The 25,158-nt window shown below is 70.5% G+C and carries 13 protein-coding genes; 2 read left to right on the top strand and 11 right to left on the bottom strand.

Annotation, left to right across the window (positions count from 1 at the left end; all coding sequences use genetic code 11):
* The first annotated feature begins 321 nt into the window (after positions 1–321).
* Positions 322–1,392, top strand: coding sequence for an integron integrase (locus LXT12_RS25355; protein ID WP_233395080.1), 1,071 nt, complete (start codon positions 322–324; stop codon positions 1,390–1,392).
* Positions 1,393–1,566: 174 nt separating this feature from the next.
* Here LXT12_RS25355 and LXT12_RS25350 read toward each other — a convergent pair whose 3' ends face one another.
* From LXT12_RS25350 to LXT12_RS25340, 3 genes are all read right to left on the bottom strand, one after another.
* Positions 1,567–3,012 (bottom strand): IS1182 family transposase, encoded by a 1,446-nt coding sequence (locus LXT12_RS25350; RefSeq protein WP_233395078.1) that lies wholly within the window; start codon positions 3,010–3,012, stop codon positions 1,567–1,569.
* A 302-nt stretch (positions 3,013–3,314) separates the two neighbouring features.
* Positions 3,315–3,806, bottom strand: a complete 492-nt coding sequence (locus LXT12_RS25345; RefSeq protein WP_233395076.1) for an RNA polymerase sigma factor — start codon at positions 3,804–3,806, stop codon at positions 3,315–3,317.
* A complete protein-coding gene (locus LXT12_RS25340) occupies positions 3,803–4,576 on the bottom strand; it encodes a hypothetical protein (RefSeq protein WP_233395086.1) in 774 nt (257 codons plus the stop codon). Before LXT12_RS25340 ends, LXT12_RS25345 begins: the two co-directional genes overlap by 4 nt.
* Between LXT12_RS25340 and LXT12_RS25335 the strand changes: the two genes are divergently transcribed.
* Positions 4,463–4,735 (top strand): helix-turn-helix domain-containing protein, encoded by a 273-nt coding sequence (locus tag LXT12_RS25335; RefSeq protein WP_233395074.1) that lies wholly within the window; start codon positions 4,463–4,465, stop codon positions 4,733–4,735. The genes LXT12_RS25340 and LXT12_RS25335 overlap by 114 nt on opposite strands.
* Positions 4,736–5,158: 423 nt before the next feature.
* On the opposite strand, the gene LXT12_RS25330 is transcribed toward LXT12_RS25335, so the two are convergent.
* The 8 genes from LXT12_RS25330 to LXT12_RS25290 all read right to left on the bottom strand — a co-directional run bounded on the left by LXT12_RS25330 (position 5,159) and on the right by LXT12_RS25290 (position 25,121).
* On the bottom strand, positions 5,159–6,358 hold the full coding sequence (locus tag LXT12_RS25330; protein WP_233395073.1) for a hypothetical protein: 1,200 nt from the start codon (positions 6,356–6,358) through the stop codon (positions 5,159–5,161).
* A gap of 59 nt (positions 6,359–6,417) precedes the next feature.
* The gene (locus tag LXT12_RS25325; protein ID WP_233395071.1) at positions 6,418–7,098 is read right to left on the bottom strand and encodes a hypothetical protein; all 681 of its coding nucleotides are present in this window, start codon (positions 7,096–7,098) and stop codon (positions 6,418–6,420) included.
* Positions 7,099–7,161: 63 nt separating this feature from the next.
* Entirely contained in the window at positions 7,162–8,565 is a 1,404-nt protein-coding gene (locus LXT12_RS25320) for a caspase family protein (RefSeq protein WP_233395069.1), read from the bottom strand.
* Positions 8,562–21,365, bottom strand: coding sequence for a two-partner secretion domain-containing protein (locus LXT12_RS26990; protein WP_304622788.1), 12,804 nt, complete (start codon positions 21,363–21,365; stop codon positions 8,562–8,564). Before LXT12_RS26990 ends, LXT12_RS25320 begins: the two co-directional genes overlap by 4 nt.
* A gap of 7 nt (positions 21,366–21,372) precedes the next feature.
* Positions 21,373–23,097 (bottom strand): ShlB/FhaC/HecB family hemolysin secretion/activation protein, encoded by a 1,725-nt coding sequence (locus tag LXT12_RS25305; protein WP_233395068.1) that lies wholly within the window; start codon positions 23,095–23,097, stop codon positions 21,373–21,375.
* 170 nt (positions 23,098–23,267) lie between these two features.
* Complete coding sequence (locus tag LXT12_RS25300) at positions 23,268–23,456, bottom strand: hypothetical protein (protein WP_233395067.1); 189 nt, start codon at positions 23,454–23,456, stop codon at positions 23,268–23,270.
* A 182-nt stretch (positions 23,457–23,638) separates the two neighbouring features.
* A complete protein-coding gene (rplQ, locus tag LXT12_RS25295) occupies positions 23,639–24,028 on the bottom strand; it encodes a 50S ribosomal protein L17 (protein ID WP_233395066.1) in 390 nt (129 codons plus the stop codon).
* A 103-nt stretch (positions 24,029–24,131) separates the two neighbouring features.
* Positions 24,132–25,121, bottom strand: coding sequence for a DNA-directed RNA polymerase subunit alpha (locus tag LXT12_RS25290; protein ID WP_056194188.1), 990 nt, complete (start codon positions 25,119–25,121; stop codon positions 24,132–24,134).
* Positions 25,122–25,158 lie beyond the last annotated feature (37 nt).

Below are 25,158 nucleotides of genomic sequence, written 5' to 3'. Positions count from 1 at the left end.
GTCGGCCATGACGGCTCTCCTTGATCCGCTCGGGCACATGCCCGCGTCGGTCAAGGTACGCCTCGCGTTCCACCCACTTCCCAGCAGGGTGAGTACCGCGTCAGCGGTTTAGTTCAACGTGTTGTAGACCGCACGTCGGCGCGGTCTATCACGGCAACCCGCGCAGTAACGGGTCGCCCCGCGTGCGATCCAAGTGCTTGTCGAGACTGGATTTTCGTTCCATTTGACTGTTCATTCATACAGTACTAAATTTCAGACCAAAAGCCGCATCCGTTACAAACTTGCTTGGCCGATTCGTGGCTCCGCCAAGTGGAGGCTGCCATGCTGCCTGCCGTCGTGCGTCCCGCCAGCCCTCGCGCGGCTTTGCGCCCGAGCAATGCTGTCAATCTACCGCCGTTGCGTGCCGTCAGGCTGCTTGACCAGTTGCGTGAGCGCGTTCGGATGTTGCACTACAGCCGGCGGACCGAGCAGGCGTACTTGTACTGGTCTCGGGCCTTCATCCGTTTCCACGGCCTCCGCCATCCGGCGGAGATGGGCGGTCCCGAGGTCGAGGCCTTCCTGACCTATCTGGCAGCCGACCGCGGGCTGTCTCCGTCTAGCCATCGCCAAGCCTTGTCTGCGCTCTTGTTCCTTTACGGCAAGGTGCTGGGGCTGCAGTTGCCCTGGATGCAGGAGATTGGCCGCCCGGTGCCCAAGCGGCGCTTGCCGGTGGTGCTCAGCGTCGAAGAGGTGTTGGCGGTGCTTGCCAGACTGCAGGGCGAGCATCAATTGCTGGCGCGACTGCTGTACGGCACGGGGTTGCGCATCACTGAGGCCTTGTGCCTGCGGGTCAAGGACATCGACTTCGCGCAATGCGCGATCTACGTGCGCCAGGGCAAGGGCGGCAAGGATCGGGTGGTGATGCTGCCCCAATCCCTGGTCTTGCCGTTGAGAGAGCAGTTGGGCCGGGTTCGCAAGGTTTGGGCGGCCGATGTGGAGTCAGGGCATGCAGGGGTGGAGTTGCCGCATGCGCTGGAGCGCAAGTACCCCCGGGCCGGTGCCAGCTGGGGATGGTTCTGGGTCTTCCCTCAAGACCATCATTCCACCGATCCCCGCAGCGGCGTCGTTCGCCGGCACCATCTCTACGACGAGACCTTTCAGCGAGCGTTCAAGCGTGCGGTTCAGGCCGCAGGCATCGACAAGCCCGCCACGCCTCACACGCTGCGGCACTGTTTTGCCACCCATCTGCTTCAGGCGGGTAGCGACATCCGCACCGTGCAGGAATTGCTCGGTCACGCAGATGTGGCGACGACCATGATCTACACCCATGTACTCAGGATGGGCGGCAGTGCGGTGCGCAGCCCCTTGGACTCGCTGCCTGGAGCAGAGGCGCCGCAAAGCAGTCGTTGGTGAACTTCCGCAATCAGCCGAGGCTGTGTGAGAACGCGTCAACGAGGCGCTGACGAGCGTGTGCCTCGCCGGTTGAACCCGCTCCGACCACAGGTGATCGCATCGTCCCGAACGGCGGGCATTCGCGTTTGGGCGCCTTGTAGGGCTCGCAGAGTTGGTTTGGCGCGCTGAGGGCGCTCACGCGCCCGTCACCCTCATCGCTTGGATCAGCGGACCGATGCCCAAGATGTGCATCACCCGCTTCAAGTTGTAGGCCAAGACGTGCAGGCTCATCTCCGTGCCGACATGCGCGAGCCGTCGCGTCAGGAAGTGCGTTGAGCCCATCCAATGCTTGAGCGTTCCGAAGACGTGTTCCACGGTGCGCCGTCGGACCCTCATGGCGTCGGGCGCTTGATCCAATCGCTGCTGAACAGATTCCATGACGGCCTCGTGCTCCCAGCGCCTGATGCGGCGGTACGCACTGGTGGTGCATTGCTCTTTCATCGGGCAACGCGGACATGCACTCGACCAGTACAGGCGTATCTGTTGACCCCTCTCGTCCGTGGTGAAGCGGTGAACGGCGCGCTGACCCGCCGGGCATTGGTACTGGTCGTCGCGGGCGATGTAGATGAAGTCGGCCTTGTCGAAGCGTCCTTCGGCCTTGGCGTTGGAAGTCATCGGTTTGGGCACGTACGCCGCGATCCCCTCGTCTTCGCAGGCCTTGAGCTCCACACCGTTGTAGTAACCGCGGTCTGCGATGGCTTGCAGCTCGGTGACGCCCATGGCCTCGCGCGAGACCACCGCCATCTTGCTCAGCTGCGCTCTATCACTGCTGTCGTTGGTCACCTCGTGCGCGACGATCAAGTGGTTCTTTGCATCCACGGCCGTCTGAACGTTGTAGCCAATGACCGCCGAGCCCGGTCGGCTGGTCGCCATGGCGCGTGCATCGGGATCAGTCGTTGACAGTTGCTCATCGGTCTCAGACGCCAGTTGCGCCTTGATCGCATCGAGCTGCTGCATGCGCTGACGAAGCTTCTTGATCTTCTCCTGCACGCGTTCTGTCTTGGCCTGCAGTCCAGCCGTCTGTGTCCGGTCCGCTGTCTCGAGACCGTCCAGATAGCGCTGGATGCTCTCGGTGACGTGCTCCTGGAATCGTTCGATCTTCACCGCGGTGAAGTTCCGATCGCGGTTGTTGACTGCCTTGAACTTGCTGCCGTCGATGGCCACGACGGCCTGCGAGAAGAGGTCCAGTTCGCGGCACAGCATGACGAAGCGTCGACAGACGTTGCGAATGCCCTTGCCGTTGTCGTGCCGGAAGTCGGCGATGGTCTTGAAGTCCGGCGCCAGGCGGCCGGTCAGCCACATCAGCTCAAGGTTGCGCTGGCATTCGCGTTCCAGGCGCCGGCTGGACTGGATGCGGTTGAGATAGCCGTAGATGTAGATCTTCAGCAGGACCGCCGGGTGATAGGACGGTCGACCAGTCGTCGCAGGGTTTGCGCCGTCAAAGCCAAGTTCTGGCAGATCCAGTTCCTCGACGAACGCATCAATCACTCTGACCGGGTTGTCTGCGCCGACGAAGTCGTCGAGGGACTCGGGTAGCAGCGTGACCTGGTGTCGATCCTCTCCCTCGATGAATCGCTTCATGGGCAGACCCGTGCTGTGGCGTTCCCACAATCTAGGCAGCGGCGCGGGCTATCCAAGGAGGGTTTTCACACAGTCTCAGCCTATTGGGGTCGTTGCTGGTCGGCAGCGCTTCGCGGATCGGTCGGTCATCATGGTTAGGATTTCAGCCGCCCCGCCATACGGGCTTCCGTTCCATCGCAGATAGAGCAGGGCGGGCCAGCGCAGGCGCGCAACACAAATCGCCGCTTCCGCGGGAGTTTCTCGGCGCAGCTGGCGACGTCTCATCAGAGCTTCAGCGCCGGTGGAACTTCTCGAGGGAGCGGCTACCAACCATCCATCCACGCCGTGAGCTGCAAGGTAGCCTTGGCAACGTGCTTCTGCACGGCGCTGATCGTGATGCCGAGATCGCGCGCGATCTCGGCATATGTCTGCCCTTCGACGCGGTGTGCCAGGAAGACGCTCCGCGTGGTTTCCGTCAGGCGACTCATCCCTTCGCTCAGGCGCGCCATACGCTCTCTGGCGAGGACCAAGGCGTCGGCGGGCGGAGACACGTCAATGATGACCACGTCTTCGACCAGCACTTCCTCTCCGTGCGTCAGCTGGGCACGATGGGCGTCAATCGACAGATTGAGTGCCGCGCGCATGAGGAAGGCCTCAGGCTGTTGGACCACCTGGTCCTTCTCGTAGCAAGCCAACCGGACCCAGGCCTCCTGCACCAGGTCGTCGGCGTCGTGCGAATTGCGACCGCGGCGCTTCAGCGCGCCCCGCACACGGGCGAATATCTCTTGCCAGCGGTCAACCCGCGGGGCCTTCATGCCGACCAGAAGCGCTGGTCGGCCCTCTGCAGCCTCTGCACGAGGAAGTCAGCGGCAGCGGCCTCGTCGGCAAACGGGCCGTGGCGCCTGATAGCCCTTGCAAGGCATGATTGCAGTTGTGAAGCCACCGCACCAGTGGATTGAACCGCAGCGAGCTGTCGACGGCTGAAGGCGTGCAACGCACGACTCGCGCCAACCTCTTCAGATGCAACCTTTGGCGGCCAGATGACGGCACGGGCGAAGCGTGAACGGCGGTGGATACCGTAGTCGTCGGCGATGGCGTCGATACGTTCAACGCCCCGCTCATGCAGGTTGCAAGAAACATATTCATGCGACGCCTGGGAAGGCCATGCACCTAGAAGCTCATACGCCCCCGGCTTGTACAGCCCCAGCGCCCATCGCCAGGCCACATCCCGGACTGCTCCGTCGTCATTGACGGGCAGGACCAAGATCTTGAACTCTGCGAACGCGTATCTGCTACAGAGAGGCTTCTCAAGCTGACCGGCTTTCATGAGAACGTTCCTTTCATCACGACGCAGAGCAAGGATACCGACAAAGCTACGCAAGTCGTAGTAGTCGGAGTGTACGAAAGCTACGACTCTCGTAGCAACATGGCAAGATCGGGAAACACCGCAGGGGAAGTTTGGCCAAAGCGCTTGAAGGAAGCGCGGACTGCCCGCGGTCTTAGTCAGAAGCAGCTCGGAATTGAGGCCGGCCTCGATGAGTTCGTGGCATCGACCCGTATCAATCGCTACGAGCAAGGCGTCCATGCACCCGACTACCCTATGGCCGTGCGTTTGGCCGCAGTGCTCCAGGTCTCAGTCGCGTTTCTCTACTGCGACGAAGATGAGATGGCCCAGATGATCATGGCATTTCATCGAGCGTCGCGGCCCGCACGGAGGCGCGCGATGGCCGCGCTACAACTTTAGAGCAAGCGAAACCACCGCTGTCGGGCAGCCCGCAACGTCGATACCGTTGAACACCTGACCGAGGTCGCCACCGTCGTCAGGCGCCGCCGAGTTTCGCAGCCACACTTCACGCTGCGAACCGTTGCCAGTCGACGGCGATCTCAGACAAGCCGCCTGCGCAGTCACGACGCTCCTGGCTCCGTATTTCGATCCAGATACTTGAACCCGTTTGAGGGACGCAGTAGCAGCGCGACAGTTGCAGGTCATCGACCTTCGGTCGACACCGGGCCGGGACCGGATGGCGAAAGCCGCCGCGCAGCAATCCGCGCGGCGGCCGGCGCCTCCCCCCGTTTGTTCTGTTCGCTCCGCTGACGCGACCGCGAGCATCGGCCGCATCCCACGGACCAGGGCCGGGGCGCGGCCCGCCTATCAACCCGACGGGTCTTACTTCTTCGACGCGGCGTCGACGATCTTCTTCACGCCGGTCGCGATGGTCTTCAGCGGCCCGCCCACCTTCTTGCCGAAGTCGACCGCCGCCTTGAGCTTGGTCACCACCGGACGCAGCTTGGGCAGCGCCACGAAGATGGCGTCCGGGTCGGACTTCGCCGCGGCGGCCTTCACCTTGGCCACCTCCGTCTTGAGGTCGCCGATGGTGTCCAGGGTCTTGAACGCGCTGTCGATGGACTTCTGCGTCGACAGCACTTCCTTCTCCAACTTGGCGGCCTCGGGGCTGCCGTCCTTGGCCTTGGCCAGCTGGTCGGCCAGACCCTGCAGCTCCTTGATCTGCTTGAGCGACTTGTCGCGAGCCACGGCCGTGAACTTGTCGAGCTGGCCCACGTGCTTGTCCAGCGCCGTGACGTCGGCCTCCATGTAGGCCTTGAAGGCCTTGACCTTGTCCCAGGTGCCGGCCGTCTTCTGGCGGGCCTTGGAGATGCTTTCGTTGGCCTTCTCCAGGTTGGCCATGTCCTTCTCCACGGCCGTCAGCGTGTTGCCCAGCACGTCGTAGCTCTTCAGGATCTCGCTGGCCGAGCCCAGCAGCGCCTTGGTGCCCGTGGCCAGAGCCGCGATGACCACCGGCGCCACGGCCGCCCCTGCGCCCATGGTCACCACGCTCACGGCGATGGTGACGGCCGCGGCAGTCAGCGTCAGCAGCACCACCAGCGCGATCTTCACCGCCACCTTGGCCCTGGCCTTGACGATCTTCAGCTTCATCGCCTTGAGCGAGGCGTCATAGGCTTCGGTGTAGGCCTTCTCGGCAAGCTTGCGCGCCAGCTCGACCCAGTCCTTGCAGCGCTTGGCCAGCACGGCGTTCGCCTTGGCGACCAGTTCCTCCATGAGCTTCTTGACGTCGCCCTTGGCGTTCTTGTCCTTCGCCAACTTCTCGACGGCGTCCTCGGAGTTGTCCAGCACCTTCTGCATCTCGGCGAACCAGCCGTTGCTCATCTTGTTGAACTCGGGCGTGAAGCGCTTCTCGAAGGTCTGCTCGAAGACCTTGAACTGCTTGTCCGGCATTTCCTTGACGTCCTCGGTCGAGAACTTGATGTCGACCGCGATCTCCGGTTGCTTGATCAGCTTCTTCTTCGAGATGACGGGCACCTTCCACGCGGGCACGTCGATGACCACGCCATCCTTCAATCCAGCCATGTCGAATCTCCAGTCCTTGTTGTGAGTGAGGGGTTGTCAGGCAGGCGGCGAGGCCTGGCTCAGTGGTCCTTGGAAACCTGCGTCAGGTTGACGTGCAGGGTCTTGCTCGGGATGTCGAATTCCAGCTCGAAATACAGGCGCCACTTGGTGCCGGTCTTCATCGTGGGCTCGTCGATGTAGGCCTTCCAGCCCTTGCCCGGCTGCTCGTGGCACTGGTGGCCGGTGAACTTCGGCGCCCATCCCTTGCTGCTGCCGCTGCCGCCGACGTAGGTGTAGCTGGCGGTCTTGCCCATCAGCTTCATCAGGTCCTTGAGGTCGCCAACGTAGTCGGTCGGGCAGTCGCCGAGCTTGGCGCCCTTGTTGTGCACCGCCACGTGCGGCGGGTTGCTGTTGCGCTTGATGGCGCGGCCGGTCTTGTCGCTGCTGGACGGCGGGTCGATCTTGAGCTTGAACTTCAGCATCCGGTCCCAGAGCTCGAGCTCGACGTTGTAGGTCCCGGGCTCGGTGATGTTGCTCGTGACCTTGCGCGGCTTGCCGGGCGACTTCACGCCGCTTTCCTTGACGACGGTGTCCCACAGCTGACCCTGCCAGCGCACGGCATCCACGAAGGCGCCGTCCAGGTCGAGCTCGGCATTGGTGCTCGCAAAGGCGAGCGTCTTGCCGTTGAGCTTGTTCTCCAGATCCTTGACGGCGGCCGAGGACAGCTCGGTCGCGCTCATGTCGATGTGGGCTTTCGCCATCGGTTCACTCCGCTGCGGTTTCGTGCAGCGTGAGTGACGGGCCGGCCCCGGCGGTTCCCGGCGTTATTTGCGGACGTTGTCGAGGTCGGGCGGCGGCGTGTAGCCGAGGTCGCGGGCGCGCGACTCGAACTGCGAAGCCAGCAACGGCTGCCCGGTGCTGCGGAAATGCAGGGCCAGCTCGTAGCTCGCGATGCCGTTGCCCAGGGCCACGGCGAACTGCAGCCAGCCCTCGTAGCGCGACTGGGCCGCCGACGAGGCACCGAAGCCGCGGAAGCGCCCGGCCATGCGCGCGGCGGCGTCCTTGTCGCCGCGCCCGCAGCGCAGCAGGTCCTGGCGCTGCTCGGCGGGCATGTCGTCGCTGAGCGCGAAGGCGGCGCGGTACAGGCGCACGTCGTTGCGCTTGAGGGCCTTGACGGCCGAGCGGGCGCCGTCGCGCGCGACCTGCACGCCCGCGGCGAAGCGGCTCTGCGGGCGGGCGTCGAGGAAGGCCTCGGCCACCTGCACGACCTCGGCCGGCCAGGCCAGCTGCTCGAGCTTCCTGAGCTCGGCCTCCTCGTCGATGTCCTTGACGACGGGCGCCGGCGGCCCGGCGCGGCGCGGCTCCACCGTCAGCCGCACGCGCGTGTGGTCGGCGATGAACGGGTCCTGGGCGAGCTGGCGGATGGCGGCGACCGGGTGGTTGAGCATGGTCTCGCGCACGTCGCTGCGCACCAGCTGCATCAGCTCGGGGAAGGTGGTCTCGTCGGAAACGCTGCCCATCAGCCGCACCAGCGAGCCGGTGTAGAAGGTGTTCTGCGTCTCGACGGCCGGCGCGATGGCGGGCTTGCCCGCGCCGGTGGAAAAGCTGATCAGGCAGCCCGGCGGCGCCTCGACCTGGTTCAGGCCCGAGACCTCGCCGGCGCGCAGGCCGGTGCGGCAGGCGTCCACGACGGCGATGACCATGCCGTCGCGACGCGGCGGCAGGCGGCGCACCACGTCGCCCAGGAGCTGCACGCTGGCCGTCTGCAGCAGCTCGCCCTTGGCCGAGGGATTCAGGCCCGCGGGCAGCAGCAGGTTGGCGGCGTCCACCTGCACGCCGTGGCCGCTGAAGTAGAAGAAGATGGTCGCGTCCGGGGGGCTGGCCGCCGCTTCGGCGATGAAGGCGTCCAGCGCGCGGCGCGCCGACGGCAGGTCCAGGTCCAGGGCCGAGGTGACCTTGAAGCCGCGCCGCTCCAGCGCCGTCTCGAGGTCGCGCAGGTTCTTGGGGATGGGCGGCAGGTCGAAGGGCTGGGGGTAGGCGCGGTTGCCCATCAGCAGGGCCAGGCGGATCTCGCTGCTGGGCGCCGGCGCGGCCTCCCCGGCGGCGGCCAGTCCGGCGCCGGCCAGGGCCCCCACGCCCAGCAGCGAGCCGCACAGGCGGCGGCGCTGCAGGTCGGGCTGGGAGGCGGCGGGTTCGGCAGGCTCGGCGGGCATCACGGTGGCGGTCACTTGCAGCTCAGGGCGGGTTGGGCGGCGGGGTCGCATTGCACGGGCGGCGTGGCGCCCTCGCTGCCCTGGGTGGACGGGCGGCCGGGGCCGACCTCGGCGATGACGCCGGAGCGCAGGCGCACGGTCACGTTCTCGGTCCGCACCGTCTCCTGGAAGCGCGCCCGGCGGGCGTCCTCGGCGTCGCCGTTGATGGAAGAAAGCGCGCCGGAGGCCGACGGGGTCAGCGGCAGTACACCGTTATAGATCACCGGGATTTCCGTCGCCTGACGGGCGCCGTCGTGGAAGAAGCGATAGGGCGCGACGGTGCCGGCGCCGACCTCCGGGCCGGCCAGCACGATCACGCTGGCGCCCTGGGCGCCGCCCTTGGGCAGCACCGTCAGGTAGCCGGCGTTGGGGCCGCTCGTGCGGTTGCCGGTGGCCGTCGACCCCACCTCGACCTGCAGCGGCGTGCCGCCGACCACGCCGAAGGCGCCGGACACGCCCAGGGCGCCGGGCGCCAGCTCCAGCGTCATGCTCGGCAGCGACAGGGTCTTGCCGAGCAGGGTCTCGTCGAAGGGCAGCCGGGCGACGAGCTTGGCGGTGCCGAGCGTGGCGAGCTGGTCGGCACGCAGGCTGAGCACGTCGGCCTCGATGCCGCTGCCGCCGACGTTGACCTGCTGCCCGGCCACGCGCACCACCGACTGCACGCCCAGGGCGCCCTTGACGTTGGGCGACCAGGCCGTGCCATAGCCCGCGCCGCTGAGCACCGAGAGCTGGCCCTTGAAGCTGTTGGCGTCCTGGGCCAGCAGCACCGAGCCGCCGCCGGCCGCCTGCACGGCCAGGCTGGCGCCCTCGGCCACCGTGATGGCGCCGGCACCGCCCTGCTGCACGGTCGCCTCGGCCAGGGCCAGACTGACGCCGGCCAGCGGCACCTGGGCCACACCCTGGGGCGTGGCCTTGGCGTCGTCGGGCGCGGCGGTGGCGACCAGGGTGAGGCTGCCGCCGGTCAGTGCGATCTTGCCGTTTAGGTCCAGCCGCGCCGCCTCGATGCGGCCGCCGCCCGACAGGGTGAGGTTGCCCAGCTGCAGGGCCTCCTTCACGGTGACCAGGGCCTGCCCGCCGCCCAGGTTGAGGGGCGCGGTGCCGAACTGGTTGCTGCTGCGGCTGGCGTCGATGGTCGTGCCCGTCAGCGTGAGGCCGGACGGGTTGGCCAGGGTCAGGCTGCCGGTGTAGACCTGCTCGGCCTGGGTGGTGAAGTCGCCGGCCAGGTGCACGCTGCCCGCGGCCTGCAGCGACGCGACCGTCTCCTTGCCGCCGAGTTGCAGCTGCGCTCCGGCGGCCACCTGCACGGCCGAGGCGTCGGGCAGGCGCTCGGCCGCCGTCGTGGCCAGGCTGCCGCCCAGCACCTGCGTGGCGCCCGCATAGGTGTTGCCGGCGCTCGCCAGCGTCACGGCCCCCTGCAGCACGGTCAGGCCGCCGCTGCCGGTGATGGCCTGCGTCAGCTCGACGCCATCGGCGCGGTCGAGGACGAGGCTGCCCTGGTTGCGGATCTCGCCCGCGCCGAGGCTGCCGCTGCCGGCGAGTCTGAGCGTGCCGGCCTCGATGGCGGTGGCGCCGCCGTTGGTCGCGGCGGCGGTGAGCGTCAGCGTACCCGCGCCCTGCTTGGCGAGGCCGCCGCTGCCGCTGACGCTGCCGTCGAAACGGCTGTCCGCCCCGCCGGCGCCGACGGCCAGCGTGGCGCCGTCCAGCACCAGGGCGCCGGAGCCGCCGAGAGTCGCCACGGCCTGGTTCGCATGCACCTGCACGCGGCCGGCCGCGTCGATGGCCAGGGCGCTGCCGCCCGCCAGGGCCTGGGCCGCGGCGAGGTCCAGCGTGCCGGCGGCGACGCGCGTCGTGCCCGTGTAGAGGTTGGCGCCGCCCAGCGTCAGCGTGCCGGTGCCCGCCTTGGTCAGGCCGCCGCTGCCGCTGACGACGCCGTCGAAGCGACTGTCGCGGCCGGTGGCGCCCAGGGTCAGGGTGCTGGCGTTGAGCTGCACCTGGCCGCTGCCCGACAGCGCGGCCAAGCCCTGGTCGGCCTGCAGGTCCAGCGTGGCGCCTGCGGCCACCGCGACGGCGGCGCTGCCCGGCAGCGCCCCGGCCGCGGCCAGCTGCAGGCGGCCGGCGTCGACCCGCACGTCGCCCGCGAGGCTGGCCGCGCCGCCCAGCGTCAGGCGGCCGGTACCGATCTTGGCCAGCCCGCCCGCGCCGGTCAGCGCGCCGTTGAAGACGGTGTCGCTGCCGTTGGCACCGACGCCCAGCTGCGGCGCCTGCACGGCCACCGTGCCGGCACCGGCCAGGGACCCGAGGTTGACGCTCTGTTTGACCGTCAGCGTCGCGCCGGCATCGACGGTCACGGCCGTCGTTTCGTTGAGCGCCGTGGCGCTGTCCAGCACGAGTTGGCCGGCCGCGACGCGGGTGGCGCCGGTGTGAGTGCTGCTGCCGCTCAAGGTGAGCGCGCCAGCGCCAAGCTTGGTCAGGCCGCCGCTGCCGGCGAGGCTGCCGGCGAAGCTGCTGTCGCCGCCGTCGGCGCCGACGCCGAGGGTGAAACCGCCCAGCTCGACGTGGCCGGCGCCGCCGAGCGAACCGGCCGTCAGGTCCGCACCCAGGGCCAGCACCGCGCCGGCCGCGATCTGCACGGCGCTGGTGGACGGCAGGGCCGCGGCGCCGTTGGCGCGCAGCGTGCCGGCGGCGATGTCGGTGACGCCGCCGTAGTGGTTGCTGCCCGTCAGTGTGAGCGTGCCTGAATCGGCCAGGCGCAGGCCGAAGCCGCCGCCCGCGTCGTCGATGGCGCCGGAGACCGTGAGGCCGCCGCCGGCCGCCGATGGGGCGAAGGTCGTCAGCGCCTGCAGCGTGACCGGCCCGGCCAGCGTGCCCGTGCCGGCGCTGTTCAGCACGCTGCCGCCCTGGCCGACGAGGGCGTTGGCCAGGGTCGCGCCGTCGCGCAGGTCGAGTTGGCCGCCGGCGCCGAGCTGCACCGCACCGCTGCCGGCCTGGGCCGCGCTGCCCTGCAGCACCAGCCGGCCTGACTGGATGCGCGTGCCGCCGGCATAGGCCTGGGCCGAGGCGATGGTGAGGCTGCCGCGGCCGTTCAGGACGAGTTCGCCTGCGCCCGACAGCGGCCCGGCCAGCGCGATGGCGCCGGGCGAGGCCAGCTCCAGGCCGGCGGACACGCTGCCGGCGTTGACGGTGACGTCGCCCGCGCTGGCGATGCGGGCCCGGCCGGCGCTGGCCACCGTGAGGCTGGGCAGGCCGTTGTCGGCGCGCAGCAGGGTGATGGCGCCGCTGCCGGCGGCGAACGTCGCATCGCCGCTGACCGCGAGCCGGCCGCTTTGCGTGATGGCCGCGCCGCTGGCGCTGGTGTCGGCCCGCAGGCTGGCGGTGGCGATGCCGGCGAGGTCGAGGGCGCCGGCCGAGCCCAGGTCGAGGCTGGCGGCGTCGCCGGCGAACTGCAGGCCGTCGTGCCGGATGGCATCGCCGTCGCGCAGCTGCACGGCGGCGAAGCTGCCGCCCGGTGACGCCGTCAGCTGCACGCGGGCGAGGTCGTTGCCGGCATGGCGCAGGTCCACGGCCAGGGCCGCGCCGCGTGCGACCAGGGTGGTGAGGCCGCTGACGTCGAGGGCGCCGGTCTGCACGATGCCGGTGGTAGCCGCGGCGGTAAGGGAGCCACTGCGCCCGCCGCCCAGCGTGAGCAGGCCGGTGCTGCCCAGCGACAGGACTCCGGCGTCGCCGCTGAAGCCGAGGTCGAGCGCGTTCTCGATCGTGGCCGCCGTGAAGCGGCCACCGTTGAGCGCCGCGGTGCTGACGGCGCCGTGCAGCTGATTGCCGGCCAGGCCGAGGGACAGGGTCGCGGCGGCGCCGTCCGCGGCGAAGGCGCTGCTGCCGCCCACGGTCAGGGCCCCGGACTGCGCGATGCCCGTGCCGCGCGTCGTGGCGCTGAGGTTGCCGCCGACGGTGCTGGCACCGAGCAGCAGGGCCGCGCCGTTGACCAGCGTGGCGTCGCCCGCCACCAGGCCGACCGCGCCGGTGAAGGCATTGCCGGCCTCGGCCAACTGGATGGCATGGCTGCCGGCGTCGAGCTGGCTGGTGCCGGCGACGGCGAGGCCACCGCTGGCCTGCGTGAGGGCACCGCCGCTGGTGGCCGTGAGGCTGCCGCCCACCGCGCCGCTGCCGAGCTGCAGGGCGCCACCGGACGACACCGTCAGGTCGCCCACGGCCAGCAGGCCCAGGGCGAGGCCGGCCGCGCTCGCCAGGCGCACATTGCCGCCGCTCAGCGCCACCGTGCCGGTGAAGGCGTTGCCCGCCTGCTCCAGCGTGATGGCGGCGCTGCCGGCGTTGAGGCCGGCGCCCGCGCCGACCGCGAGGGCGCCGGTCTGGGTCAGGGCGCCGCTGCTGACGGCCGTCAGGTGCCCGCCAATGCTGCCGCTGCCGAGGTCCAGGGCGCCGGCCGCCGTGACGCCGAGGTCGCCGGTGGCGAGGCTGCCGAGCCGCAGGGCCTCGGCGTTGGCCAGCACCGTCGCGCTGCCGCCGGCGAGGCTGACCAGGCCCTGGAAGTGGTTGGCCGCGTCGGCCAGCGTGATGCCGCCGCTGGCCTGCAGCGTCGTCGCGCCGGCCACGGTGAGGCCGCCGGCCGCCTGCGTGAGGGCGCCGCCGAGGGCGCGCGCCGCCAGCGTGCCGGCGAGGCTGGCATGGCCCAGCTTCAGCGCGCCGGCACTGGTGGCGTCGAGGCTGTCGAGGTTGAGGCCGGCCAGGTCGAGATCGGCCTGGTTGACCACGGTCGCATTGCGGGCCGTGAGGTGCAGGGCGCCTTGCAGCTGGTTGCCGGCCTGGGCCAGCGTGATGTCGGCCGAGCCGGCGTCGAGGGTGGCCGTGCCGTCGACCTGCAGGGCGCCGGACTGCGTGATGGCGTGGCTGGCGCTGGTGGCGACGAGGGCGCCCGCCACACGGCCCTGGCCGAGGCCGAGCACGCCGCTTGACGTGGCCGTCAGGTCGCCGGTGTCGAGCAGGCCGAGGGTGAGTGAACCGGCACCGGTGATCTGGGTGGTGGCGCCACCGAGCTGCACGGTCGACTGCCAGCGGTTGCCGGCCTGGGTGAGGGTGATGCTGCCGGTGCCGGCTTGCACGTTGGCCGCGCCGGCCACGTCGAGGGCGCCGGCCTGTCCGATGGCGCCGCCATGGCTGGAGGCGGCGAGGCTGCCGCCCACGCTGCCCTGGCCCAGGACGAGGGGGCCGGTGGCATCGACGCTGAGGGCGCCGACGGCCAGGGTACCGAGGGTGAGGCCGGCCGCGCTGGTGAGCTGGGTCGCCGCGCCGGAGAGGTCGACCGTGCCGCCCCAGTGGTTGCCGGCCTGGGCGAGGGTGATGGCGCCGGTGCCTGCCTGCACGCTGGCCGCGCCGGCGACGTTGAGTGCCCCGCCCTGGCTGACCGCGCCGCCGTTGCTGATGGCCAGCAGGTCGCCGCCGACCGTGCCCTGGCCGAGGACGAGGGCGCCGCTCGACCGCGCCGTCAGGGCACCGGTGCCGAGCACGCCGAGGGTCAGCGCACCGCCGCTGCGCACCTGGCTTGCGCCGCCCGTGAGCGAGACGCTGCCGCTGAAGCTGTTGGCGAACTGGCCGAGGTCGATGCCGGCGCTGCCGGCGTCGACGCTCAGCCCTCCACCCACGACCAGCGCGGCGTTCTGGGTGACGGCGCCGGTGGACGTCAGCGACAGCAGGCCGACGTTGGCTGCACCGAGCAGCAGGGCGCCGTTGGCCCGCAGCTGGGTGGTGCCGCCGGTCAGCGCGACGGCGCCGCCCCAGTGGTTGGCCGCGTCGAGCAGGGTGATGGCGAAGCTGCCGGCGTTGAGGCTGGTGCTGCCGGTCACGGTCAGGCCGCCTGCGGCCTGGTTGAGGATGCCGCCGCTGGCGGCGGCGAGGTTGCCGCCGACCGTGCCGGTGCCCAGGCGCAGGGCGCCGGCCGCCGTGGCGTTGAGGCTGCCGGTCGCCAGTGCCGCGAGATCGAGCGCGTGCAGGCTGGTGGCGGCAATCTGGGTGCTGCCGCCGGTGAGGCTGACAGCGCCCTGGAAGTCGTTCAGGGGGCGGTTCAGCGTGAGGGCGAAGGCGCCGGCGTCGAACTGGCTGGCGCCTGTCGCGCTGATGCGTCCGCCAGTCTGGACGATGCTGCCGGCGAGGGCCTGCACGTCGAGGGCGCCGGTGGCCGTGACGTCATGGCCGAGCGTCACCGACAGGCCGCCGAGGGTGACGTTGCCGCCCTTGAGCGTGCCGGCCGTGGCGAAGGCGCCGCCCTGGCTGACGAGCTTGAGGTCGGCGCTGCCGGTGTCGATGTTGGTGAGCGCTGCGGGCAAGGTCAGCGTGCCGCCGGCGGTCAGGCGCAGGGCCTGGCCGGGCGCCTGCGAGAGCGCCGCGAGGTTGAGGTCGTGGGCCGTGACCAGATCGACGGCACCGCCCGTGATGCCGATGGCCCCGGTCAGGTCGTTGGTCGGGTCCGTGAGGGTCAGGGCCGCCGTGCCGGTGTCGAAACTGGCGGTGCCGGCCACGGCCAGCTTACCGGCCTGCGTGAGGGCGCCGTGGCTGGTGGCCGCCAGCGTGGCCGCCGTCGTGGTGCCGAGGACGAGGGCGCCGCTGTCGGCGACCTGCACGGCGCCGCCACTGAGCTGCACGGCACCGGTGAAGTGATTGCCCGCCTGGGCGAGGCTGATGGCGGAGCTGCCCGCGCTCACCGTCGTCGTACCGCCCACCTGGATGGCGCCGGCGGTCTGGTTGACGCCGCCGCTCGTGGTGGTCAGCGAGAGGGTGCCGGTAGCGTCGATGTCGTGGCCGAGGTTGAGGCCGGTCTGCGCTGCCAGGGTGATGTTGCGGCCGGCGAGCTTGCCCCCCGCGGTGAAGCTGCCGCCCAGGCTGGTGAGGCTGAGGTCGGCCGTGCCGGTGTTGAGGTCGACGGCGCCGAGCACGAGGTTGCCGTCGGCCGCCAGGGTCAACGCGCGGTTGGCGGGCTGGCTCAGGGCCAGGATGCTGAGGTCGCCGGCCGAGTGCAGGTCCAGCGAATTGCCGGTCAGCTGGACGCCGCCGCTCCAGTGGTTGTGGGTGTCGGTCAGCACGACGTCGCCGGTCCCGGCATTCAACGTGGCCACACCGCTCACGGTCAGCCCGCCCGCCACCTGGCCGAGGGTGCCGCCGCCGCTGCTCGCGCCCAGGGCGCCGGCCACGGTGCCGGTGCCCAGCAGCAGGTTGCCGCCGGCCGTGCTGACGGTCAGGCTGCCGGTATTGAGTGCACCCAGGGTCAGCGTGGAGGCCGCCGTGCGGGTGCTGGACAACACCGTGGCGCCGCCGCTGATGGCGACGCTGCCCTGCCAGTCGTTGGCCGCGTCGTTCAGCGTGATGGCAGCGCCCGTGGCGGTGAGGCTGGCATTGCCCGTGACGACGAGGCCGCCCGCCGCCTGGGTGATGGCGCCGCCGCCGCTGTTGGCCGTCAGCGTGCCGGTGACCGTGCCAGTACCGAGCTTGAGCGTGCCGCCGCCGGCCGTGACGCTGAGGTTGCCGGTGTTGAGGCTGGCCAGGGTCAGTGCGTTCGCGGCGTTCTTGGTGTTGACGACCTGGGTCGCACCGCCGGTGAGGCTGACGGCGCCCTGCAGGTCGTTGGCCGCGTCGGCCAGCGTGATGGCGCCCGCGCCGGCGTCGAGGCTGGAGGCGCCGGTGACGACGAGGCCGCCGCTGGCCTGGGTGATGGCGCCACCGTTGCTGTGAGCCGTTAGCGTGCCGTTCACCGTGCCGGTGCCCAGCTTGAGCGCGCCGCCGCTGGTCGCAGTCAGGGCGCCGGTGGCGAGGCTGGCCAGCGTGAGGGCATGGCCGCTGCCGTTGAGGAGTTGCGTGGCGCCGCCCGTGGCGCTCACGGCGCCTTGCAGGTTGTTGGCGGCATCCAGCAGCGTGATGGCGGCGCCCGTGGCCGTGAGGCTGGAGGTGCCGGTGACGGCGAGGCCGCCGCTGGCCTGGGTGATGGCGCCACCGCCGCTGTTGGCGGTCAGCGCGCCCGTGACCGTGCCGGTGCCGAGCTTGAGCGTGCCGCCGCCGGCCGTGACATTGAGGTTGCCGGTGTTGAGAGAAGCCAGCGTCAGGGCGTTGCCGGCGTTCCTGGTGTTGACGATCTGCGTCGCGCCGCCGATGAGGCTGACGGCGCCCTGCAGGTCGTTGGCGGCGTCGGCCAGGGTGATGGCGGCGGTGCCGGCATCGAGGCTGGTGGTGCCGGTGACGACAAGGCCGCCCGCGGCCTGGGTGATGGCGCCGCCGTTGCTGTGCGCCACCAGCGCGCCCGTGACCGTGCCCGTACCGAGCTTGAGGGCACCGGTCGAAGTGACCGTCAGGTCGTTCGTCGCGAGGCTGGCGAGTGTGAGCGCGCCGCTGCTGAGCAGTTGGGTCGTCGCACCGGTGGCGCTCACGGCGCCTTGCAAATCGTTGGCGGCATCCAGCAGCGTGATCGCCGCGCCCGTGGCGGTGAGGCTGGACGTGCCGGTAACGGTGAGGCCACCGCTGGCCTGGACGATGGCGCCACCGCCGCTGTCGGCCGTGAGGTTGCCGGTGACCGTGCCCTTGCCGAGGTTGAGGGTGCCGCCACCGGCCGTGACGGTGAGGTTGCCGGTGGCGACGGTACCCAGGGTCAGTGCATTCGCGACGTTCTTGGTGTTGACGATCTGCGTCGCGCCGCCGATGAGGCCGACGGCGCCCTGCAGGTCGTTGGCGGCGTCGGCCAGGGTGATGGCGCCGGTGCCGGCGTCGAGGCTGGAGGTGCTCGTCACCACCAGGCCGCCCGCGGCCTGGGTGATGGCGCCGCCGTTGCTGGTCGCCGTCAACGTGCCCGTCACCGTGCCCGTGCCGAGCTTGAGGGCCCCGGTAGACGTGGCCGTCAGGTTGCCGGTGGCAAGGCTGGCCAGCGTGAGCGCGCCGCTCGTGAGCAACTGGGTCGTGGCGCCCGTGGCGCTGACGGCGCCTTGCAGATCGTTGGCGGCATCCAGCAGCGTGATCGCCGCGCCGGTGGCCGTGAGGCTGGAGGTGCCGGTGACGGTGAGGCCACCGCTGCCCTGGACGATGGCGCCACCGCCGCTGTCGGCCGTGAGGTTGCCGGAGATCGTGCCGGTGCCGAGGTTGAGCGTGCCGCCGCCGGCCGTGACGGTGAGGTTGCCGGTGGCGACGGTGCCCAGGGTCAGTGCATTCGCGACGTTCTTGGTGTTGACGATCTGCGTCGCACCGCCGATGAGGCCGACGGCACCCTGCAGGTCGTTGGCGGCGTCGGCCAGCGTGATGGCGCCGGCGCCAGCGTCGAGGCTGGAGGTGCCGGTGACGACGAGGCCGCCGCTGGCTTGGGTGATGGCGCCGCCGTTGCTGGTGGCCGTCAACGTGCCCGTCACCGTGCCCGTGCCGAGCTTGAGCACGCCGGTGGACGTGGCCGTCAGGTTGCCGGTGGTGAGGCTGGCCAGCGTGAGTGCGCCGCTGCTGAGCAACTGGGTCGTCGCGCCGGTGGCGCTCACGGCGCCTTGCAAATCGTTGGCGGAGTCGGTCAGGGTGATCGCCGCGGCCGCGGCCGTAAGGCTGGACGTGCCGGTAACGGTGAGGCCACCGCTGGCCTGGACGATGGCGCCACCGCCGCTGTCAGCCGTGAGGTTGCCGGTGACCGTGCCCTTGCCGAGGTTGAGGGTGCCGCCACCGGCCGTGACGGTGAGGTTGCCGGTGGCGACGGTACCCAGGGTCAGTGCATTCGCGACGTTCTTGGTGTTGACGATCTGCGTCGCGCCGCCGATGAGGCCGACGGCGCCCTGCAGGTCGTTGGCCGCGTCGGCCAGGGTGATGGTGCCAGCACCGGCGTCGAGGGTGGACGCCCCCGTCACCACCAGGCCGCCCGCGGCCTGGGTGATGGCGCCACCGTTGCTGTGGGCCGTCAGCACGCCCGTCACCGTGCCCGTGCCCAGCTTGAGGGCGCCGGTGGACATGACCGTCAGGTTGCCGGTGTTGAGGCTGGCGAGGGTGAGCGCACCGCTCGTGAGCAGCTGGGTCGTGGTGCCGGTGGCGCTCACGGCGCCTTGCAGGTCGTTGGCCGCGTCGAGCAGCGTGATGGCCGCACCGGTGGCCGTGAGGCTGGAGGTGCCGGTGACCGTCAGCCCGCCCGAGGCCTGCACGATGGCGCCGCCGCCGCTGTTGGCCGTGAGGTTGCCGGTCACCGTGCCGGTGCCGAGGTCGAGTGTGCCGCCGCCGGCCGTGACGGTGAGGTCGCCGGTGTTGAGCGTGCCCAGGGCCAGCGCGTGGGCGGTGCCCTTGGTGTTCTTGAGCTGGGTGGTGGCGCCGGTCAGGTTGACGGTGCCCAGCAGGTCGTTGGTCGGGTCGTTGAGGGTGATGCCGCCGCCGCCCGCGTTCAGGCTGGCCGTGCCGGTCACCTTGATGCCGCCGGTGCCCTGGACGATGGCCCCGCCGCCGCTGGTGGCCGTGAGGACACCGGTGACCGTGCCGGTGCCGAGGTTGAGCGTGCCGCCGCCCGCGATGAGGGTGAGGCTGCCGGTGCTGTAGCTGCTGAGGGTGAGGGCGTTGAGCGCGTTGAGGGTGTTGGTGATCTGCGTGGTGCCGCCGGTCAGGGCGACGCTGCCTTGCAGGTCGTTGGCGGCGTCGGTCAGCGTGATGGCGGCGCTGACGGCGTCGAGCGTGGACGCGCCGGTGACGACGAGGCCGCCGGCGGCCTGGGTGATGGCGCCGCCGCCGCTGTGGGCGGTCAGGGTGCCGGTGACGCTGCCCTTGCCGAGGTTGAGGGTGCCGCCGCCGGCGGTGACGTCGAGGTTGCCGGTGGACAGGGTGCCCAGGGTCAGGACGTTGCCGACGTTGGCCGTGTTGACGACCTTCGTCGTGCCCCCGGTGAGGTTGACGGTTCCCTGCAGGTCGTTGTGGGTGTCGGCGAGCGTGATGGCGCCCGAGCCCGCGTTGAGCGTGGAGATGCCGGTCACGACCAGGCCGCCGCTGGTCTGGGTGATGTTCCCGCCCGTGGTCGTCACGTCCAGGGCGCCGCTGACTGTGCCCTTGGGCAGGACCACCCCGCCGCCGTTGCTGGTCAGCGTCGCGTGGCCGCTCATGACGCTGACGAGGTCGATGGTGCCCTTGGACGTGGCCGTGAGGGTGCCGCCGTTGGTGTCGATCGTCGTGGCGGCGATGCCGGTGATGCTGCTGGTGTTGCCGCCCGGCGAATTGCCGCTGGCGTCGGAGCCGGCCAGGAGCTGGACGTTGAGCGCCGAGGGCCCGGCGCTGATCTTGCCGTTGGTGCCGAAGGCGATGTTGCCCTGGGCGATGAGCTGCAGGGTCGCCGCCCCCGCCGGGACGATGTTGGCCCGCACGTCGATGTTGCCGGACTCGGTGCTGCCGGCCGTGGTGGCCGTGCGCACGGTGATCGTCGCCCCGCCGGTGAGGGCCGCGTTGAGGGTGCCGACGTTGAGGACGGCCCCGTCGGCGGTCGTGACGAAGGGCGCCGTGCCCGGCACCTGCTGCGAGCTGGCGTTGGAGATGACGAGGTCGTTGGGATCGAGCAGCCACTGGCCGGCGCGGCCGAGCGAAGCGCCGACGTCGACCTGGCCGGTGGGCATGTTGAGCTGCAGCTTGCCCGAGGTCTCGACCTGGCCGCCGTTGCCGCCGAGGGCGCCGCCGCGGGCGGAGATCTGGCCCAGCATGTCGGTGCGCTGGTCGGCCCAGACGGCGACGCGGCCACCGTCGCCCTGGCCTGTGGCATCGGCGTTCAGGCGGGCGCCAGCGGCGATCCAGGTGCGCTGGGCGTTGTGGTCGGTGCCCTGGCCCTGGAAGCCGCCGCCCACCTGGAGGCTGCCGCCGCCGAGGGCGCCGGAGGCGTCGAGCCGGGCGGTGTCGAGCAGGGCGACCTGGCGGCCGAGGACGGTGATGCCGCCGCCGGTCTCGCCGCTGGCGTCGAGGCGGCCGCCGACCAGGGTGTCGCCGGCGGTGCCGCCGTCGATGACGATGCGGCCGCCCTGCTGGCGCAGGCCACGTGCCTGCACGACGCCGTCCATGTTGAGCACTTGGCCGGCAACGCCGCCGCGGGCCTGGGCGCGCAGCTCGGCACTGCCGCCTTCGGCAAGGATGCGTCCGCTGAACTTGAGCGCCACGTCGCGCTCGTCGTCGTTGCGGAGCTGGAAGAGGACGAGGCCGTCGCCCTCGATGTCGACGCTGGCGGCGCTGGCGGCGGCCAGGCCCACGCGGCGGGCCTGGATGCTGCCGCCGACGTCGAGCCGCGGCGCGAGCAGGGCGACGGTGCCGCCGGGCGCGGTGATGCTGCCGTCGGCCTGCAGGCCGCCTGCGCCCGGGCCGGCGGTGAAGCGGTAGTCGCCCGCCAGGAAGGCGCTGTCGGAGAGGTCCAGCGTGGAGGCGACGAGGCCGCCGACATCCACCTGCGAGCCGCGACCGAAGACGATGCCGCGCGGGTTGAGCAGGAAGACCAGGCCGTTGGACTGCATGCGGCCGAGGATGAGGGAGGGGTCGCCACCGACGACGCGGTTGAGCAGCACCGAATTGACGCCGGGCTGCTCGATGCGCAGGGACTCGTTGGCGCCGATGGAGAAGCCCTGCCAGTTGATGACGGCCTTGTCGGTGGACTGCTGGATGAGGCCCTGGCCGGGCTGGGGCGTCGACACCGTTGCCCGCCCCTGGACGACCTGCGCCCCCTGGGGCAGGGCCTGGGCCGCGGGGTAGGCCAGGGCCAGGCACAGCGCCAGGCCGAGGGGCTGCAGTCGGGAACGGCGGGGCGATGCGCGCATGTCGGCCTCAGAAGTTCCACGAGCCCTGGGCATAGGCGCGCAGCTTGCGAGGCTGCGTGCCGCCGCTGCCACCGCCCTCGGTGGGCGTGGCCAGGCTCATGCGGAAGGAATAGCGGTTGGCCCGCGCCCAGACGAGGGAGAGGCCGGCGCCGCCCAGCCGGGTGTGGTTGACGTAGTCGGGCTCGCGCTGGACGAGGCTGGCGTCGTGGCGGAATTGCACGAAGGCGGCGTCGTAGAAGGCCGCGAGCACCAGCTCGTTGGCCCATTGCCCGAAGAGGCTGGCCGGCGGCAGCCAACGCAGCTCGAGGCTGGCAACGGCGCCGCTGTCGCCGGTGCCCTCGCCGGGGGCGAAAGCGCGCACGCCGTTGGGGCCGCCCGCACGGAACTGCTCGGTGGAGTCGAGGTTGGACAGCGCCCACTGCCCGCGCACGTTGAGATAGGCCAGCAGCCGGTTGCTGAGCAGGTTCTGCAGCCGTGCGGCGGTGAAGCTGAGCTTGTGGAAGCGCGCTGCGTCGTCGCCGCCGCTGGGCGCGCCCCTGGGGTAGCTGAGCCGGCCCTGGGCGAGGTTGAGCTCGAAGGTGTTGACGCTGCCGGTGAGCAGGCTGTCGCGGAAGTCGCCGCTGACGCCGACGTTGACGTCATCGACCCGCTTGCGCGTGGCCAGGGAGGCGACCTTGTCGACGTAGCTCTTGGCGTCGACCGCGCCCAGCACGAAGAGGTTGAGGTTGCGCGAGCGCACCCACGGGTAGAGCCCGAAGAGGTTGACGGTGGTGCCGGTGCCGTGCAGGTCGAGGGGAAATTCCTTGGTGTCGAGCTGGTAGCGCACGGCCGAGAACGAGGCCCCGGCCTTGAAGCCGTCGGCCCCGATGGGGCTGGTGTAGCCGAGCAGGGCGAAGAGCAGGCCGCCGGTGCTGGAGCTGAGCACGGAGCCCGACAGGCCGTCGCCGCGGCCGAGGGGGCTGGAGACGATGGCCTGGGCGCCGAGGCGGGCGCTGCCGATGACCTTGGAGCCGTTGAAGTCGCCGTCGACGCTGCCGCTGTAGCGCGCTTCCGCGCGCGGCGTGAATTCGAGGATGGCCGTACCGGGCCTGGAGCCGGCCTTGACCTCGGCGCGGGTCACGATGCCGCGCAGGTCGTTGATGAGGAAGACGGTGCGCTCGACGGCCTCGACGGTCAGCACGTCCCCGGGCTTGAGGCGCTGCAGGTAGGCTTCCACGACTTCGCGCTTCACCGGCAGGCCCTCGCTCCAGTTCAGCACGACGCGATCGAGCCGCCCCTCCAGCACGGCGATGCGCACGGTCTTGCCGTCGAAGGCCTGTTCGGGGATGTAGGCGTAGCCGAGGTAGTAGCCGAGGTCGCGCTGCAGGAAGCGGGTCACCTCGTTGGCGGCGTTGACGAGGTCCTCGAAGCCGCGGTCGGGGCCGACGAAGGCGGCGGTCAGCCGGGGCAGGGCTTCGCGGAGGGCGGCCGGGGCGTCGTCGGGCAGGGTGTAGGCCTCGACGGTGATCTTGAGTTCGTCTTCGGGCTTGCCGAGTTCGCGCGCGGCGGGCGGGCGTTCGGGCAGGGCCTGGGCGTCGCGGGCCGGCTCCGGGGGCTTGGCCAGTTCGGCCGGCGTGGGCACCACCGGCGGCGTCGTGCCGGCGGCACCGGCCGAGGCACTGAACACCAGCGCAGCCCAGAGGACGGGCCAGCTGTGCAGGGGCAGGCGAGGTTGACGGGCGACGGGCGGCATTCGGGTCCGGACGGGGGACGGGAAGCGGACCGCACAGGATCAGGCCGCCCCACATAGCCTTTCGTCCGGGTGACGCCCCGCCAGGACCTGGCGGCCGCACCCTCGCTGAGTATCGACAGTGGCGTTTGAGTTCCGGCCGGCTCCGCAAATGAGGGGATGCCGGCCGGCGTTCAGATCTTGTGCTGAGGCGGCGTCTGGGGCGCTTCGCGGGCGGTGCCGTCGTCACGGCGGGCCGGCGCGGGCGCCTGTTTGCTCACGGTATGGGCCTGGGTCGCCCGCTCGGTGGCGAACTCGCTGGCGGTGTGCTGCACCGGGCCGCCCGAGCGGGTGGTCTTGGCGCGGTAGTGGGACTTCTGCATGAGGGGCTCCTTCGCGTTCGGCCGGCGATCGGCCTCGCTCCACTGTGCGCCGCCGTCCGGGGGGGCGGGGTCAGGCGGGGTTGCCCAGGAGCGTAGGCCCCGGCCGACGCCGCCTCACCTGCGAACGCCGGACGAAAAAAAGCCCGCGCGAGGCGGGCTTTGCGGGCTGGAGGACCAGCGGCTTATTCGGCGGCTTCGCCGGCGGTCTCGCCTTCGGGGCGGTCGACCAGCTCGACGTAGGCCATGGGCGCGTTGTCGCCGACGCGGAAGCCCATCTTCAGGATGCGGGTGTAGCCGCCCGGACGGGTCTTGAAGCGCGGGCCCAGCTCGTTGAAGAGCTTGCTGACAATGTCGCGGTCACGCAGGCGGTCGAAAGCCAGGCGGCGGTTGGCCAGCGTGGGTTCCTTGGCAAGGGTGATCAGGGGCTCGACGACTTTGCGCAGTTCCTTGGCCTTGGGGACCGTGGTCTTGATGGCTTCGTGCTGGAGCAGCGAAACCGCCATGTTGCGCAGCATCGCAGCGCGGTGGGCGCTGGTGCGGTTGAGCTTGCGGAGGCCGTTACGGTGACGCATGGTGCTTTTCCTTTCACTTCGTTAATGCCGCCAGCCGGATCAGGTACTGGCGGGTGCACCGGGTGGCGTTTGTCAACGCGCCACCCATTTCTTCAAAGACTGATCAGCGCTTGTCCAGGCCCTGCGGGGGCCAGTTCTCGAGGCGGGCGCCGAGGGTGAGGCCGCGGGAAGCCAGGACTTCCTTGATCTCGTTGAGCGACTTGCGACCCAGGTTGGGGGTCTTGAGCAACTCGGTCTCGGTGCGCTGGATGAGGTCGCCGATGTAGTAGATGTTCTCGGCCTTGAGGCAGTTGGCCGAACGGACGGTGAGCTCGAGCTCGTCGACCGGGCGCAGCAGGATGGGGTCGAAGCTGCTGGAGCGCTGGGCCGGCTGGTCGAAGGCGTCGACCAGGTCGGTGCCCTGCAGCTGGGCGAACACGGCGAGCTGTTCCACCAGGATCTTGGCGGAGGCGCGGATGGCTTCCTCGGGCGAGATGGCGCCGTTGGTCTCGATCTCCATCACGAGCTTGTCCAGGTCGGTACGCTGCTCGACGCGGGCGTTCTCGACGGCGTAGCTGACGCGCTTGACCGGGCTGAACGAAGCGTCCAGCACGATGCGGCCGATGCTCTTGGTCGGCTCGTCGCCGAAGCGGCGCATCGTGCCCGGCACGTAGCCGCGGCCCTTCTCGACCTTGATCTGCATGTCCAGCTTGCCGCCTTGCGACAGGTGGGCGATGACGTGCTCGGGGTTGATGATCTCGACGTCGTGCGGGGTCTGGATGTCGGCCGCGGTGACGGGGCCTTCACCTTCCTTGCGCAGGACCAGCGTGACTTCCTCGCGGTTGTGCAGGCGGAAGACGACGCCCTTGAGGTTCAGCATGATGTGAACCACGTCCTCTTGCACGCCGTCGATGGCCGAGTACTCGTGCAGCACGCCGGCGATCGTCACTTCCGTCGGCGCATAACCCACCATCGACGAGAGCAGCACACGGCGCAGGGCGTTGCCCAGGGTGTGACCGTAGCCGCGTTCGAACGGCTCCAGGGTGACCTTGGCGCGATGGCCGCCCAGGGGCTCCACGTTGATGGACTTGGGTTTGAGCAAGTTGGTTTGCATGAGGTCTTTCTTTCAATACCCTCGGTTCGTTACACCG

This window comes from Pelomonas caseinilytica, from assembly GCF_021353235.1.
Classification (GTDB): Bacteria; Pseudomonadota; Gammaproteobacteria; order Burkholderiales; family Burkholderiaceae_C; genus Pelomonas; species Pelomonas caseinilytica.
The sequence above is the reverse complement of the archived record's forward strand: the minus strand, read 5'-3'. Positions and strand labels throughout refer to the sequence as shown.

What these genes read in the sequence shown, in the direction of transcription:
- LXT12_RS25345 (WP_233395076.1), bottom strand. Translation starts at nt 3,806, where the DNA reads ATGAAGGCCCCGCGGGTTGACCGCTGGCAAGAGATATTCGCCCGTGTG.
- LXT12_RS25350 (WP_233395078.1), bottom strand. Translation starts at nt 3,012, where the DNA reads ATGAAGCGATTCATCGAGGGAGAGGATCGACACCAGGTCACGCTGCTA.
- rplQ (WP_233395066.1), bottom strand. Translation starts at nt 24,028, where the DNA reads ATGCGTCACCGTAACGGCCTCCGCAAGCTCAACCGCACCAGCGCCCAC.
- LXT12_RS26990 (WP_304622788.1), bottom strand. Translation starts at nt 21,365, where the DNA reads ATGCGCGCATCGCCCCGCCGTTCCCGACTGCAGCCCCTCGGCCTGGCG.
- LXT12_RS25330 (WP_233395073.1), bottom strand. Translation starts at nt 6,358, where the DNA reads ATGGCTGGATTGAAGGATGGCGTGGTCATCGACGTGCCCGCGTGGAAG.
- LXT12_RS25300 (WP_233395067.1), bottom strand. Translation starts at nt 23,456, where the DNA reads ATGCAGAAGTCCCACTACCGCGCCAAGACCACCCGCTCGGGCGGCCCG.
- LXT12_RS25305 (WP_233395068.1), bottom strand. Translation starts at nt 23,097, where the DNA reads ATGCCGCCCGTCGCCCGTCAACCTCGCCTGCCCCTGCACAGCTGGCCC.
- LXT12_RS25340 (WP_233395086.1), bottom strand. Translation starts at nt 4,576, where the DNA reads ATGGACGCCTTGCTCGTAGCGATTGATACGGGTCGATGCCACGAACTC.
- LXT12_RS25290 (WP_056194188.1), bottom strand. Translation starts at nt 25,121, where the DNA reads ATGCAAACCAACTTGCTCAAACCCAAGTCCATCAACGTGGAGCCCCTG.
- LXT12_RS25325 (WP_233395071.1), bottom strand. Translation starts at nt 7,098, where the DNA reads ATGGCGAAAGCCCACATCGACATGAGCGCGACCGAGCTGTCCTCGGCC.
- LXT12_RS25355 (WP_233395080.1), top strand. Translation starts at nt 322, where the DNA reads ATGCTGCCTGCCGTCGTGCGTCCCGCCAGCCCTCGCGCGGCTTTGCGC.